The sequence below is a fragment of the Achromobacter sp. ISS7 genome (assembly GCF_056523125.1).
The window spans coordinates 6,899,306-6,914,135 of record NZ_JAWRZD010000001.1 but is presented as its reverse complement, the minus strand read 5'-3'; the positions used below and the strand labels follow the sequence as shown (position 1 = coordinate 6,914,135).

12 protein-coding genes are annotated in these 14,830 nt (G+C 68.7%); 5 read left to right on the top strand and 7 right to left on the bottom strand.

All coding sequences use genetic code 11. The features are described 5' to 3' along the window. Positions 1 to 437: 437 nt before the first annotated feature. Genes AC1HFW_RS31455 through AC1HFW_RS31445 form a run of 3 tightly spaced genes read left to right on the top strand, consistent with a single transcriptional unit; the run spans position 438 to position 3,619 of the window. On the top strand, positions 438 to 1,136 hold the full coding sequence (locus AC1HFW_RS31455; protein ID WP_061072227.1) for a response regulator transcription factor: 699 nt from the start codon (positions 438 to 440) through the stop codon (positions 1,134 to 1,136). Positions 1,137 to 1,140: 4 nt separating this feature from the next. Further along, entirely contained in the window at positions 1,141 to 2,547 is a 1,407-nt protein-coding gene (locus AC1HFW_RS31450; RefSeq protein ID WP_479286425.1) for a sensor histidine kinase N-terminal domain-containing protein, read from the top strand. After that, positions 2,537 to 3,619, top strand: a complete 1,083-nt coding sequence (locus AC1HFW_RS31445) for an ABC transporter substrate-binding protein (RefSeq protein WP_479286424.1) — start codon at positions 2,537 to 2,539, stop codon at positions 3,617 to 3,619. The genes AC1HFW_RS31450 and AC1HFW_RS31445 overlap by 11 nt, the downstream gene beginning before the upstream one ends. An 87-nt stretch (positions 3,620 to 3,706) precedes the next feature. On the opposite strand, the gene AC1HFW_RS31440 is transcribed toward AC1HFW_RS31445, so the two are convergent. From AC1HFW_RS31440 to AC1HFW_RS31415, 6 genes are all read right to left on the bottom strand, one after another. Further along, a complete protein-coding gene (locus tag AC1HFW_RS31440) occupies positions 3,707 to 4,330 on the bottom strand; it encodes a response regulator transcription factor (RefSeq protein ID WP_006393350.1) in 624 nt (207 codons plus the stop codon). After that, positions 4,327 to 5,406: a sensor histidine kinase gene (locus AC1HFW_RS31435; protein ID WP_006393349.1), complete on the bottom strand. Its 1,080-nt coding sequence runs from the start codon at positions 5,404 to 5,406 to the stop codon at positions 4,327 to 4,329. Before AC1HFW_RS31435 ends, AC1HFW_RS31440 begins: the two co-directional genes overlap by 4 nt. Before the next feature lie 389 nt (positions 5,407 to 5,795). After that, positions 5,796 to 5,990, bottom strand: coding sequence for a hypothetical protein (locus AC1HFW_RS31430; RefSeq protein ID WP_061072232.1), 195 nt, complete (start codon positions 5,988 to 5,990; stop codon positions 5,796 to 5,798). An 18-nt stretch (positions 5,991 to 6,008) separates the two neighbouring features. Next, on the bottom strand, positions 6,009 to 8,780 hold the full coding sequence (gene mgtA / locus AC1HFW_RS31425) for a magnesium-translocating P-type ATPase (RefSeq protein WP_479286423.1): 2,772 nt from the start codon (positions 8,778 to 8,780) through the stop codon (positions 6,009 to 6,011). A gap of 116 nt (positions 8,781 to 8,896) precedes the next feature. Continuing rightward, positions 8,897 to 9,238, bottom strand: a complete 342-nt coding sequence (locus AC1HFW_RS31420) for a hypothetical protein (RefSeq protein ID WP_479286422.1) — start codon at positions 9,236 to 9,238, stop codon at positions 8,897 to 8,899. Positions 9,239 to 9,564: 326 nt separating this feature from the next. Continuing rightward, positions 9,565 to 10,620, bottom strand: a complete 1,056-nt coding sequence (locus AC1HFW_RS31415; RefSeq protein WP_479286420.1) for a hypothetical protein — start codon at positions 10,618 to 10,620, stop codon at positions 9,565 to 9,567. Positions 10,621 to 10,872: 252 nt separating this feature from the next. On the opposite strand from AC1HFW_RS31415, the gene AC1HFW_RS31410 reads away from it, so the two are divergent. Both AC1HFW_RS31410 and AC1HFW_RS31405 read left to right on the top strand, forming a co-directional pair. Further along, positions 10,873 to 11,385: a sigma-70 family RNA polymerase sigma factor gene (locus tag AC1HFW_RS31410; RefSeq protein ID WP_241072915.1), complete on the top strand. Its 513-nt coding sequence runs from the start codon at positions 10,873 to 10,875 to the stop codon at positions 11,383 to 11,385. Continuing rightward, positions 11,382 to 12,308 (top strand): FecR domain-containing protein, encoded by a 927-nt coding sequence (locus AC1HFW_RS31405; RefSeq protein ID WP_479286418.1) that lies wholly within the window; start codon positions 11,382 to 11,384, stop codon positions 12,306 to 12,308. Before AC1HFW_RS31410 ends, AC1HFW_RS31405 begins: the two co-directional genes overlap by 4 nt. Positions 12,309 to 12,333: 25 nt before the next feature. Here AC1HFW_RS31405 and AC1HFW_RS31400 read toward each other — a convergent pair whose 3' ends face one another. Next, the gene (locus AC1HFW_RS31400) at positions 12,334 to 14,751 is read right to left on the bottom strand and encodes a TonB-dependent siderophore receptor (RefSeq protein WP_479286417.1); all 2,418 of its coding nucleotides are present in this window, start codon (positions 14,749 to 14,751) and stop codon (positions 12,334 to 12,336) included. Positions 14,752 to 14,830 lie beyond the last annotated feature (79 nt).

Here is a 14,830-nt window from a genome sequence, read left to right as displayed (position 1 = left end):
TTGGGGGGTCGGGGTCGGATGGGGGGTGTTGAGCAAAGAAGGGGTGTAGGCCGTCCGGGGCGGGGTGGGTGTGGCGGAGCGCGCCTACGATTGCGGTCCGGAGCGTTCGCTCCGGACTGCCCCTTCCTCATCCTCGTCTTCGCCTTCGGCGACTCCTTCGGATTCCGTCGGGCGCATCTGACGGCGCGCTCCGCCACACCCACCCCGCCCCGGACTACCGGTTTCTTGGTTTGATGCGTTGCTGGACCTCGACGGCATGGGGCGGGTTTGGGGGGCCGCCTTTTTGGGCCGCGCGGGCGGCCCAAACGGCATTCGCGGTGGGGGATGCGGGGCGGTGTGCGCTGTGCGCTGGTGGAGAGGAAAGGGCTTTATGACAGGGGGTTACAGGGGGACGGATGTCGTGACGGAGGTGTGGAACGCTATGCGACAATTCGCGCATGCGAATTCTGGTGATCGAGGATGATGAGGATCTGGCCGACGCGCTTGTGCGTCGGCTGCGTCGTCTTGGGCATGCGGTCGATTGCCAGAGTGATGGGTTGAGCGCGGATGGGGTGTTGCAGTACGAGACCTTTGACTTGGTGATATTGGATATCGGGCTGCCGCGCATGTCGGGGTTCGAGATCCTGCATCGGTTGCGGGATCGGGGCAGCAAGACGCCGGTGCTGGCGTTGACGGCGCGGATCGATATCGAGGATCGGGTCCATGCGCTGGATACGGGGGCCGATGATTACCTGGCCAAGCCGTTCGACTTTCGTGAGCTGGAGGCGCGTTGCCGGGCGTTGTTGCGCAGGCCCAGCGTGCAGGCGGCGGGGGTGTTGCGGTTTGGCGAACTGGTGATCGACAGCGCGGCGCGGCAGGTCAGCCTGGCGGGGCAGCGCATCGATCTGCCCAAGCGCGAGTACAGCCTGCTCGAGATCCTGCTGGCCGGCATGAACCGCGCGGTCAGCAAGGCCGAGATCGCCAACAAGCTGTTCGCGTTCGATGATGATGCCGCGCCCAATGCCATCGAGGTCTATATCGCGCGGCTGCGCAAGAAGCTGGAAGGGTCGCCGCTGCGCATCGAGACGCAGCGCGGCACCGGCTATCTGCTGACGGCGGTCGAGGATGCCGACGCCGCCGCGGCGCCGCGGGACTGAGGCGGTGCGGTCCCGCCGCATTTCCGTGCGCCGGCGCCTGCTGGCGATGCTGCTGGCGCTGTTCGTGGCGGGGCTGGGCACGCTGTACCTGCTGGTGCGCGGCTATGCGCAGCAGACCGCCGACACCACCTACGATCAACTGCTGCGCGCCTCGGTCCTGTCGATGGCCGACAGCCTGCAGCTGGTGCAGGGCGAATGGCAGATGGACATGCCCTACGCCGCCCTGGCGCTGCTGGAACAGGCGCCGCGCGACCGCGTGTTCTACCGCGTGGCGGCCGCCGACGGCGCGCTGATCTCCGGCTACGCCGACCTGTCCGCCCCGCCCGGCCACGGCGCCGACGCCGGCGCCGCGCCGCAGCTGTTCACCACCGACTACCAGGGCCAGCCCGTGCGCGTGGCCTGGATGGAACGCAAGATCGCCGGCCCGCGCGCCACCGAGAGCGCGCTGATCCAGGTGGCGCAGACGCGCGAAGCCCGCAACGCGCTGGCCGAGAGCATCCTGTGGCAGGGCACGCTGACGCTGATCGGCTTCACCGCGGCGGCGCTGGCGCTGGCCTACTGGGGCCTGCAGCGCTCGCTGTCGCCGATCCGGCGCATCGAGCGCGAACTGGCCGCGCGCAGCGCCGCCGACCTGCATCCGATCGCCGCGCCCGTGCCCGAGGAACTGGACACGCTGGTGCATTCGCTCGACGGCTTCATGGCGCGGCTGTCGGAAAACCTGGACACCCTGCGCCTGTTCATCGCCGAGGCCGCGCACCAGCTGCGCACGCCGCTGGCCGCGCTGCACGCGCAGATGGAAGTGGCGCTGGACGAGGAAGACCCGGCCGAGCAGCGCCGCAGCCTGCTGGCGGTGCTGCGCAATGCCGAGAAGCTGTCGCGGCTGGTGAACCAGCTGCTCAGCGACGCCAGCGTCATCCACCGCAGCAACGTGCGCAAGTTCGCCCCGGTGGACCTGGCCGAACTGCTGTCCCAGGCCGTCTACGACACCGTGCCGCAGGCCGACCCGCAGCCCGACGTGCGGCTGCACCTGCCCGACGCGGAAGATGGCGCGCCGCCCCGCATCGCGGGCGACAGCCTGATGCTGCGCGAGGCCTTCAAGAACCTGATCGACAACGCCCTGCGCCATGGCGCCTCGGCCGATGGCCACATCGACGTCCGGCTCGAGCGCCAGGACGCCGGCTGGCGCATCACCGTGGCCGACCAGGGGCCGGGCATCCCGCCCGCGCTGGCGCAAAGCGCCTTCGAGCGCTTCTCGCGCGGCCCCAATCCGCGCACGCCCGGCGCAGGCCTGGGGCTGTCCATCATCAAGCGCGTGGTCGACATCCACCAGGGCCGCCTCAGTCTCAGCAACCGCCCCGGCGGCGGCCTCGAAGCCTCCGTCCTCCTCCCCGCCAACGCCCATGACGCCTAGACTTGCGCTGCTCTCACGCCTGGCCGCGGCCGGCGCCGCCCTGCTCCTGGCCAGCGCCAGCCTTGCCGCCGAGACCAGCGCCGACGGCCTGTCGCTGGGTCCGGCGGACAGCAGGAACGTGCTGGTGCTGCACGCATCCAACAGCGTGCAGGTGTTTCGCGGCGTGCTGGAAGACTTCAGCCAGCTCAATCCCGGCGTGCGCCTCGAATACACCGAGCTGTCGACCCAGGCCCTATATGCCGAAGTGGTGAGCCGCGCCGCGCAGGCGCCGGGCGAGAAGGCCGGGCCCGACCTGGTCATCAGCAGCGCCATGGACCTGCAGACCAAGCTGGTCAACGACGGCCACGCGCAGCCGCATGTGTCGCCGGACACCCGCGCCCTGCCCGCCTGGGCCAATTGGCGCGACGAGGTCTTCAGCATCGGCACCGACCCCATCGTGATGGTCTACGACACCCGCAAGCTCGACGCCGCGCGCGCGCCGCGCACCCGCCGCGAACTGCTGGCGTTGCTGCAGGCGCCCGACCAGCCGCTGGCCGGCCGGATCTCGACCTACGACGTCGAAGGCAGCGGCATCGGCTACCTGGCCGCCACCCAGGACGCGCGCCTGGACAGCCTGGCCGGCGCGCTGCTGGCCGCCTTCGGCCGCAACGGCGTCAGCGTGCACGAATCGACCGAACACGCGCTCGACAAGCTGCAGCGCGGCGACACCACGCTGGCCTACAACCTGCTGGAATCCTATACCCGCCACCGCATCGACCAGGGCGCGCCGCTGGCCATCATCTACCCGCAGGACTACACCCTGATGCTGTCGCGCTCGGCCATCATTCCACGGCAGGCGCCGCGCGCCGACCTGGGCGCGCGCTTCCTCGACTACCTGCTGTCGCCTCGCGGCCAGGACATGCTCGCGCGCCAGTCCGGCATGCGGCCCGTCAGCGCCTCGGTGGTGCCGGCGGCGGGCGTGCGTCCCGTGGCGCTGGGCGTGGGCTTGCTGGTGTACCTGGACCCGCTCAAGAAGCGCCACTTCCTCGACCTGTGGCGCGCCGCGGCGCAGCCGCCGGGCAAGCCGGACTGAGGCGGGCCGACCGCCCACGCGCGGCGCGGGGTTCCCTGCCGGTGGCGGGCGCACCCGCCGCCGCCAGGCATTGCGACACGACGAACGCTAGCCGCCCAACTGCCCGCCCGCGCGCACCAGGTCCGCCAGCGTGCGCACCTGCATCTTGCGCATGACGCGCCCGCGCCGCACCTTGACCGTGATCTCGCTGACATTGAGCTCGGCCGCGATCTGCTTGTTCAGCATGCCGCGCACCACCCGCTCCATCACCGCCTTCTCGCCGTCGGTCAAGGTGTCCCAGCGGGCCTGGACCTCGTCCGAACCCGACGCGTTGGCCAGTTGCGCTCGATCCTTTTCCACCGCGGCGTGGATCGTGTCCAGCAGATCCTGGTCGCGAAACGGCTTGGTCAGGAAATCCACCGCGCCCAGCTTCATCGCCGCGACCGACATGGGAATGTCGCCGTGGCCGGTGATCATCACCACCGGCATGCGCCGCCGCGCCTGCTGCAGGCGGCGCAGCAGATCCATGCCACTCTGCCCCGGCAAGCGCACATCCAGCACCAGGCAGGCGGGGCCGGCGCCCGGATCGGCGTCCAGGAATTCCTGCGCCGAGCCGTAGCCGCGCACCGGCAGGCCGACCGAATGCATCAGGTCTTCCAGCGACTCGCGCAGCGAGGCGTCGTCATCGACGATGTGGATGGTGGCCGGCTCGGGCCGCGTGCTTGCGATCATGAAGACTCATCCTCGGCCGCCGCCGGCAGCATGAAACAGAACACCGCGCCCTCGCGCGCGGCCGGCTCGGCCCACAACCGGCCGCCATGGCTTTCGATGATGCCGCGGCTGATGGTCAGGCCCAGGCCGGTGCCCTCGGGCTTGGTGCTCCAGAAAGTATCGAACAGGCGTTCGCGCGCCTGCGGCGTCAGGCCCGGACCGGTATCGGTCAACGAACACTGCACCTGCCCCGCCTCCTGGCTCGACAGGCGCAGCGTCAGCTGGCGCGCGCCGGCCGGCGTCTGCTGCATCGCCTCGATGGCGTTGAGCACCAGGTTGACGAGCACCTGCCCCAGCTGCACGCGGTCGCCCAGCACCGCCGGCACGCGCTCCTGGATGCGGGTGGACACCACCACTTCGTTGCTCGCCAGCTCGCCGCCGGCCAGTTCCAGCACCTCGCCGATGACCTCGGCCAGGTCCAGCCGCTCGCGTTGCGGCGCGGCATTGCGCGCATCGCGGCGGATGCGCGCCACCACCTCGCTGGCGCGGTGCACGTCGCCGGTCATGCGCTGCAGGGCGCGCAAGGCCCGTTCGATGTTGGGCGGATCGTGCTCCAGCCAGCGTTGGCAGGCGCTGCCGCTGGTGGCGATGGCCGCCAGCGGCTGGTTGATCTCGTGGGCGATCGAGGCGGTCAGCTCGCCCAGGCTGTGGATGCGCGCCATGCGCGCCAGCTGCGTGCGCGCCTCGAATGCCGCGTCCTCGGCCGCCGCCCGCTTGAGCGCCAGGTAGGTGGTCACGCCGATGGCGGCAATGCTGATGAGCGCATTGATCAGCCCCAGTTCGCGCAGCACGCCGCCGTTGGGCGTGAGGTACAGGCTGAGCAGCGTCAACGCCGCGCACGCCACCGCGACGAGGGTGACGCCGCGCCGCGGCAGGAAGCTCAACGCCGCCAGGATCACGGCCACGTAGAACACCGCCACGGCGATTTCCAGGCGGGTGAAGGTATCCGCCAGGAATATCACGGCCATCAGCGCCACCAGCAGCGCGACGCCCGCGCCGGGGCGTTGCTTCAGATACCTGGCCGGCTTGAGGAACATGGCGCTGCGACCCCGTTGAATGGACGCCGGCGCCTGGCCCCGATGGCCGCACGCCGCGAGATGCCATTGTAGAGACAGGCGCGGGCCCCGGCGCGCTTTCGGAAAGCCGGCATATACCAAGGTATATGCCCGCCATCCCAACGGCATCTCGCCCGCGCGGAGGCCGGTTCCTATAATTTTCGGGTCCCCCCACGGCGCGCCCCCAGGCCGCGCCGCCCCGCCAACGCCTACCGGCAGCCCCCCCATGAAACCGTCCATCAAGACCCTCTGGATCGTCCGCGGCGCCGTGCTCGTCGGCATCTGGATCGCGCTCGGCGTGATCCAGGCGCTGCACGGCATCGCCTGACGCAATCGGGCGGCGCCCGGCCGCCCGATTCTCCGTTGCGTCGTCAGGGCAGGAAACACAGGATCCCGCCCACGCCCAAGGTCCACGCCAACAGCATCGGCAATAACAGCCGCAGCGGGATCAGCGGGCCATCCGGCAGGTCCGGCGCCTGCCCCGACTGGCGGAAGGCGGCCCGTTCGATCTCGTAGGCGTGCATGTCACGCGAGAACTTGCGCATTTCCTCGAAAGCCTTTTCCATGTCGTCTCTCCCGGCATGTCAGTACCACCGGCCGTAGCGGCGGATGTAGAGGGTCTTGACCTGCTGCGTCAGCGCGATGTAGGCCAGGATGGTCAGCGCCAGCCAGCCGAAGTAGATCGGCGGCAGGGCCACGAACCCGATGGACTCGGCGATCGGCGAGAACGGCAGCCAGCACGCCAGCGCGATCGCGGCGGTGGTGGACAACAGCACCGGCAGCGACGCCGTGCTCTGCAGGAAGGGGATCTTGCGGGTACGCAGCATGTGCACCACGAAAGTCTGCGACACCAGGCCCTCGATGAACCAGCCCGAGTTCATGATGGTCTGGCCGCCGTCGCCGCCATGCAGGGCATAGGCCGCGCCCGCGCCGAACACCGTCCACATCAGGAAATACGTGGTGATATCGAACACCGACGAGGTGGGTCCCAGCCACAGCATGAAGCGCTGGATGTTGCCCGCTTCCCACTTGCGCGGCTTCTTCAGGAACTCGTCGTCCATGCGGTCCCACGGCAGCGTCAGCTGCGAGATGTCGTACACCAGGTTCTGGATCAGCAGCTGCAGCGACAGCATCGGTTCCCACGGCAGCCAGGCCGACGCCACCAGCACCGAGAACACGTTGCCGAAGTTCGAGCTGGCGGTCATGTTCAGGTACTTGAGGATGTTGCCGAAGGTCTCGCGGCCCTTGATGACGCCTTGCTCCAGCACCATCAAGTCCTTTTCCAGGAGCACGATGTCGGCGGTTTCCTTGGCGATGTCGGCGCCGCTGTCCACCGAGATACCGACGTCGGCGTCGCGCAGCGCGGGGGCATCGTTGATGCCGTCGCCCAGGAAGCCCACGGTATGGCCGTTGGCCTGCAGCGCCTTGACCACCCGCGACTTCTGCAGCGGCGTCAGCTTGGCGAACAGCACCGCGGTCTCGGCGCGGCGGCACAGCGTCACGTCGTCCATCTGCTCGATGTCGGCGCCCAGCAGCACCCGCGCATCGTCGTCGCCCAGATCCAGGCCCACTTCGCGGCAGACCTTGGCCGCCACGATGGGGTTGTCGCCGGTCAGCACCTTCACCGCCACGCCGTAGTCATTGAGCGCGCGGATCGCGGCCCGCGCCGAATCCTTGGGCGGATCCAGGAACGTCAGGAAGCCGCGCACCACCAGCCCGCTTTCATCGCTGGCCTGGAACTGCGTGCGGCCGCTGTCCTCGAGGCGGCGCGACGCCACCACCAGCACCCGGAAGCCGTCGCGGTTGTAGGCCTCGGCGCTGCGCAGCAGACGCTTGCGCATGGCGGCGTCCAGCGGACGCTCCTGCCCGTCGATCATCACGCCCGAGCTCACCGCCAGCATTTCCTCGACCGCGCCCTTGGTGATCATCTCCAGGCCGCCATCGACGCTGCGCACCACCACCGACAGGCGCCGGCGCACGAAGTCGAACGGAATCTCGTCGACCTTCTCGTGGTGCGCGCTGCGGTCCCAGCCGCGCAGCTCGCGCGCCCGGGCCAGGATGGCGCGGTCCATCAGGTTGCGCTGGCCGCTCTGGTTGGCGCTGTTCAGCCAACCCAGGCGCAGCACCTGGTCGTCGATGTCGCCGTCGACGTTGAAGTGGTGCTCCAAGATGATGCGGTCCTGCGTCAGCGTGCCGGTCTTGTCGGTGCACAGCACATCCATCGCGCCGAAGTTCTGCACCGAGTTGAGCCGCTTGACCACCACCTTGCGCCGCGCCATCGCCACCGCGCCCTTGGCCAGGTTGGCCGAGACGATCATCGGCAGCATTTCCGGCGTCAGCCCCACCGCCACCGCCAGCGCGAAGGTCAGCGCGGTGACCCAGTCGCCCTTGGTGACGCCGTTGATGACGAACACGATCGGCACCATCACCAGCATGAACTTGATGAGCAGCCACGACACGCTGTTGACGCCGCGGTCGAAGCTGGTCTCGACCCGCTTGGTCGACACCACGTTCTTGGCCAGCGAGCCGAAATACGTGTTCGGCCCGATGCCCACCACCACCGCGGTAGCGGTGCCGCTGACCACGTTGGTGCCCATGAAGCAGATGTTGGCCAGGTCCAGCAGGTCGGCGTTCTCGCCCGCTTGCGCCTCGGCGCGCTTGGCGCTGACGTTGCCCAGCGTGTCGTACTTCTCGACCGGCAGCGCTTCGCCCGTCAGGATCGCCTGGCTGATGAACAGGTCGCGCGATTGCAGCAGGCGGATGTCGGCCGGGATCATGTCGCCGGCCTGCAGTTCGACGATGTCGCCCGGCACCAGTTCGTTCATCGGCAGTTCGCGCCGCACCGGCTCGCTGGAGTGGCTGTCGCGGCGGACCACCGTGGCGGTGCTGCGCACCATCGACTTGAGTTTCTCGGCGGCGCGGCCCGAGCGGTATTCCTGGATGAAGCGCAGCAGGCCGCTGATCGTCACCATCGTCAGCATGATGGTGATGCCGGTCCAGTCGCGGTCGGCGGGCGCGGCGAACTGGATGTCGGTGAAGTAAGACACCGCCGCCAGGCCCAGCAGCACCAGGATGAAGGGATTGCGGAAGGCGCGCAGCAATTGCAGCCACGCGGGCGCCGGCTTGTCGTGCGCGACCTCGTTCAGGCCATCGACGGCGCGCCGGGCGGCGACCTCGGCATCGCTCAGGCCGGCGCGCTGCGTCTGCAGCGTCTGCAGGCTTTCGTGCACCGACAGGCCGGCATGGCGCGCCACCGGCATCGTGCGGTTCTTGCCCTGCGCGGCGCCGGCCGCGGAGGTCTTCTCGCTGCGTGGCCCGCGCGGGGCCGGCAACGAGGCTTCTTGGACTTGCTTCATGTTCGCTGCTCCCACCCGCGCACCGCCGGTGGGAGCCCGCCATTTTCAAGGCGCGAGCGTCCCCCGTCCACGGCCCGCGCGGGCTTGGTGGATATTGAGAATCGGGTAAGGCGGAATCAATGCGGGACGGGAACGGCCGGCGCCTGCGCGCGCGGCGCCGGCGCCACGCCGACACGCAGCGTATGCACACCGAGCTCGCGGCACAGATCGCTGAGCCACGTGATCACGGGCCAGGGATTGCCGCTGTCGCTGCGCAGGCTGATGGCGGTGCAGGCCTGTTCGCCGTCGGTCGAATAACGCACGTCGGCCACGGTTTCCGACCGCTGACGCAGCTCTTCGTAGAGGCGCTTGCGGATCAGGGCCAGCACCGCGGGGCTGCCGTAGAACGTCAGGTTGATGAAGGCCGGCGCGGGGGCCGCGCGGCGCTCGGGGTTGGGGGACAGGATATGGGACAGCATGCGCGTCTCCTGGAAACAGGCGATTTCGCCCGCTAGGGATTCAGGTGGCGCATGCAAGCCGTCGCGGCTCCGGTACGATCCGGGTGGGCGTGGCGGCTGGCAAAATAAAGACGTGCAGACCCGCTATACCCGGCATGCGCCGTAGGTTCTGGTACTTCCGTCGTCTTCCACGGCGGGCTCCTTAGGGTTGCAACAGGCGGCAGTGTAGGTCCGGGACGGCGTTCCGAACAGGTCATGTGGCGTATACGTTGGTATAGCAATGGAGCAGCCGGCCAGGCCAATACCGGGCGGCCGGGCAACCGCCCGCCACGACGGCCGGCGGTCGATCACGCCAGGAACGCCGCCACCTCATCCGCCGTCAGGTAGCGCGTGAACGTCATCGACGGCTGCTGCGCATCATGGATCGCGCCATTGAAGCCCGACCAGTTGCGCTTCAGGCCTTCATCGCTCTCCAGCGCGATCAGCACCCGCTTGCCGCCCTTGGCCTGGTTGTCGCGCAGCGCCGCCTCGCCCCACGACAGGCGCATGTCGTTCAGCAGCTTGCCGCCGGCGTAGGCATCAGCCTGCAGCCACTGGAAATCGGCGCTGTCGCGTTCGGCGTCGGGCTCGCGCGCGGCGATCTCGCGCCGCACGCCCAGGGCTTGGACATGATCGCGCATCAGGTTCTGCAGCAGCGTGAAGGCATGGAAGTTGTTGTTGATGCCATGCGCCCGCGCCACGAACCCCGTTCCCGACGTCGGCAGCACCACCACCAGCTCGTCCTCGTAGCTGATGCGCGAGGCCAGCCACAGGTAGTGCAGCTGCTCGAACGGCACGCTGTCATTGAGCGTCGTCATGGCGTAGAGCAGGTCCATCAGCTCGGCATCGGCGACGAACGCCTGGTGATTGCGCTGGTCGCGCATCAGCATCGCCATCATCGGCAGCACCAGCGTGTCGATGGCCGCGACCTGCGCATCGAACGCCCAGCGCTGGTCCGCGGGGATGGCTTCGAGCCGCGCCACCGCATCGTTCCAGGCCTGGCGGTCGGCCTCCTCCACCTCGGTGTCGTCTTCCTCGACCTCCAGCGCGCAGCAGGGCCGCAACGCTTGCAGCCAGGGGCGCAGCAGCGCCTGCAGCGTGGGGAAAAGGATGACGGGATCAGCGCCGTCCTCCACCAGAGAACCGCACATCAGCGCCAGCGCCGACGCGCGGCTGGGATGCAGGGACGGCAACAGCTCGGCGCAGAACCGCAGGCTGGCTTCGGTATGCGCCGGGTCCTCGGCATCCTGGTAGAACGCGCGCACCTCGGGGCGCTTGAAGAACGCCTCGAGGGTTTCCACGTATTCGGCGGAGGTGACCGGGGAACGGAGCGCGGCGGCAAGCGTGGCGTGGGAAGCGGACATGGAGCGGGAACCGGAAATGATCGTTGTCGGAAAGGCGGCGTACGACTGCCGCCCGCGCGGCGACGACGCCGCGCACGATGCGATCGCAACCGTCCGGGCAACGTCCCGCGGGCCAGTGTACCGAACCGCGGCGCGGCGTTCTGCGGGCCAACGGCGGCAGAACGCCGCATTGCCTCGGCGCAATCGATACCATAAAATGCGAAACACTCTTATTTGCATTTAGGCTGCCACCTCAGCCCCCGGGAGACGCCCATGGAGGCTGACCACTGCGATCCGCGGCAGCAAGTCCACACCCTCTACCGCGACCACCATGCCTGGCTGCAGCATTGGCTGCGCCGGCGGCTCGGCAATGTCGGCGACGCGGCCGACCTGGCCCACGACACTTTCGCGCGCATCCTCGATTCCCGCCTGCCAGCGGTCCTGCATGAACCGCGCGCCTACCTCACCACGGTGGCCCGCGGCATCCTGGTCAACTGGTATCAGCGCCGCGCGCTGGAGCAGGCCTATCTTGACGCGCTGGCCAGGGTGCCCGAAGACCAGGCACCCTCGCCCGAACGCCAGCTCATCATCCTGCAGACCCTGCACGAGATCGACGCCATGCTCGATGCCCTGCCGGCGCCCGTGCGGCGCGCCTTCCTGCTGTCGCAGATCGAGGGCCTGACGTATGAAGCCATCGCGCGCGAGATCGGCGTATCGCTCATCACCGTCAAGCGCTACATGGCGCGCGCCTTCCGGCAATGCCTGGCATGCATGGACGACGCATGAGCGCCGCGAACAACCCCATCCTCGATGAAGCCGCCGAATGGCTGGTCGTGCTGCATGCCGGCACGGTCTCGGCCGACGATCACCGCGCCTGGATGGCCTGGCGCGCGCGCAGTCCGGCTCATGAACACGCCTGGCAACGCGCCGAGCGCCTGATGGGCCAGCTGGGGAACATGCCGGCCGCGCTCGCGATGCCGGCGCTGGATCGTCCGCGCGCGCGCCGGGCGGCGCTGGCCAAGCTGGCGGCGCTGCTGGTCGCGGCCCCGGCGGCCTGGGGTGCGTGGCGCTGGTCCGATGCCGAAGGCTGGACCGCCGACTATCGCAGCGCCACCGGCGAACGCCGCGACCTGCGCCTGGACGACGGCACCCGGCTGACGCTGAACACCGGCTCGGCCGTCGACATCCGCTACGACGCCGGCCAGCGCACCGTGCTGTTGCGCAGCGGCGAGATCCATATCGAGACCGCGGCCGACCCGCGCCCCTTCGAGGTCCGGACCCGCGACGGCACGCTGCGTGCACTGGGCACGCGCTTCACCGTGCGGCAGCAGGACGACCATACCCAGCTCGCGGTGCAGGAAGGCGCGGTACGCATCACCACCGGCCAGGACCAGCGCGTGCTGCCGGCGGGCGAGCAGGCAGACTTCTCGGCGCGCGGCATCGACAGCGCGCCGCTCAGTCCCGCCAGCGGCGCCTGGCTCCAGGGCATGTTGCTGGCCGATGCCATGCCGCTAGGCGAGGTGGTGGCCGAACTGGCCCGCTACCGCAAGGGCGTCACGCGCTGCGATCCGGCGGTCGCCCACCTGCGGGTATCCGGCACCTTCCCGCTGGCGGACACCGACCGCGCTCTGGCGATGCTGGCCGCCACCTATCCCGTGGCGGTCGCCTCCCGGCTGGGCGGCTACTGGGTCACGCTGGGGCCGGCCTGAGACGCCGGCCCGGCCGGCCTGCGCCCTACCATTTGTAGGTCACGTTGGCCACCACGCTACGCCCCGCGCCCAGCAGGCAAGCGCTGTTCAGGAAGCAGCCCGCCACGTAATACCTGTCCGTCAGGTTGCGCACGTTGAGCGAGGCGCTCAAGCCCTTCAACGACGGCGTCGCGCGGCCGAAGTCATAGCCCACCATGGCGTCCACCAGCGTGTAAGCCGGCACCTTGAAGGTGTTCTGCGCGTCGCCGAAGGTGCTGCCCGTATAGCGCACGCCAGCGCCCAGCGTCAGGCCGTCCAGCGCCCCGCTGGACAGGGTGTAATCGGTCCACAGCGACAGCAGGTGGCGCGGCACGCGAACCGGCGCCTTGCCCTTGTTGCTCAGACCCGCGAAGTTGGGATTGTCCTTGGTGACTTCGACGTCGTTGTAGGTGTAGGACGCGATCACGTTCCAGCCGCGCAGCGGCCGCAGCACGCCTTCCAGTTCGATGCCACGCGAGGTCACCTCGCCTTCCTGCACGCTGAACGAGGTGTTCTGCGGGTTGGGCGTCAACACGTTCTGGCGCCGCAGGTCGAACGCCGCCAACGTCACGTAGCTGTCGGAGCCCGGCGCCTGATACTTCACGCCCACTTCGTACTGCCTGGCCGTCTCCGGCTTGAACTGCGCGCCGTTGATGTCCGACCCCGTCAGCGGCGAGAAGGACTCGCTGTAGCTGACATAAGGGAAGAAACCACTGTCGAACGCGTAGCCGAGCCCGGCGCGGCCGGTGAAGTCTTCGGCCGCGGAATCGGCGCGGGTGCCCAGCAGGAGATTGCGGCTGCGCTGGTTGACCCAGTCATAGCGCCCGGCCAACGTCGCCACCCAGCGGTCCAGCCTGACCTGATCCTGCAGGTAGACGCCCAGCTGGCGCGTGCTGTCCTCGGTGCTGAGCAGCGAGGTGTAGCGCGACGTGTCGATGCTGACCCGCACCGGGTGGTAGATATTGATCGCCGGCGCGTTGCCGGTCTGCGTGTCGGCGTTGCGCTTGTTGTATTGATAGTCCAGGCCCGCCAGCAGCGTATGGTCCAGCGCGCCCGTGGCGAACTTGCCCACCAGGCGGTTGTCGGTGGAATAGGTATCGCTGTCGTACGTACGCAGCTGGTAGTAGCGCGCGATCATGGTGTCGTTGATGACGCCGCTGTTGCGGAACAACTGGTCTTCGAAGCCCTTGAAGTGACCGTAGCGGAAATTCTGCTGGAAGGTCCAGGTATCCGAGAACGCATGGCTCAGTTCATAGCCGATATTGGTCAGTTCGCCCTGCTCCTTGTCGAACCCCGGTTCGTTCAGCGAGCGATGGCGCGGCACGCGGCCGTTGGGGTTGGAGCCGTCCAGCACCGAATACGGCAGATTGCTGGTGAACAGGTTGCGGTTCTTCTGGTACGAAGTCAGCAGCGTCACCGAGGTGCGCGCGCTCGGCGCCCAGGTCAGGCTCGGCGCCACGTAGATGCGGTCGTCGGCAATGCCGTCGATGCCGCTGTCGGCATTGCGGCCCAGCGCCACCAGGCGGTACGCCAGCGTGCCCTGCGCGTCGATGACGTCGCCAATGTCCATGGTTCCCTGCAACCGGTCGTGGCTGCCGGTCGACAAGCCCACTTCCCGGTGCGACTCGAACAAGGGCCGCTTCGATACGACATTGATGATGCCCCCCGGCGACCCCTGGCCATACATGACCGACGACGGCCCTTTCAGCACCTCGATCCGGTCCATGCCATAGGGCTCCGGCGCGAAGTAGCCGGTGTTGTTGTTGCGCAGGCCGTCGGTGAAAGCGTTGGTGGTGAGCTGCTGGAAGCCGCGCACCATCAGCGTGTTGTCGGTGGGATTGTCGCCCGCCACGTTGGCGTGCACGCCGGCCGTGTAGCTCAACGCGTCGGTGACGGTCTGCACGCCCTGCGTTGCCATGCGCTCCTGCGTCACCACCGAGATCGACTGCGTGGTTTCCATCAACGGGGTCGCCGTCTTGGTCGCGGTGGTGGCGCCACCGACCAGATAGGGATTGGCGCCGGAATAGCCCGACGCGCCTGTCACGGTGATGGCCGGCAGCGTGGTGGCGTCGGCGACCGATTTGCGCAGGGTATAGGTGCCATCGGCGCGGGCCGTCATTTCCAGCCCGCTGCCCGCCAGCAATCGCCGCGCCGCCTCGGCCCGGCTCAATTCGCCCGACACGCCGGGGCTGTGCAGGCCATCGGTCCAGGACGGCTCGAACGCCAACGAAATGCCCGATGCCAACGCAAAGCTGGCGATGGTCTTGCCCAACGGGCCGGGCGGGATGTCATAGGCCTGGCGGGCCTGGATATCGACCGGCGCGGACGTGGCGGGAGCCTGGGCCTGCGCCGCGGCACCCGCGGTCAGGCTGCCGGCCAGCAAGGCAAGGGAAAGCACGCGGCGGCTGGCGGAAGGGGAACGCATGGAAAAGCCTCTCGGACTGGGGAAGATAGCCTGTATGCCAGCCGAGAAAGCAAAAGGTATCAGGGGGGAGACGACTTTT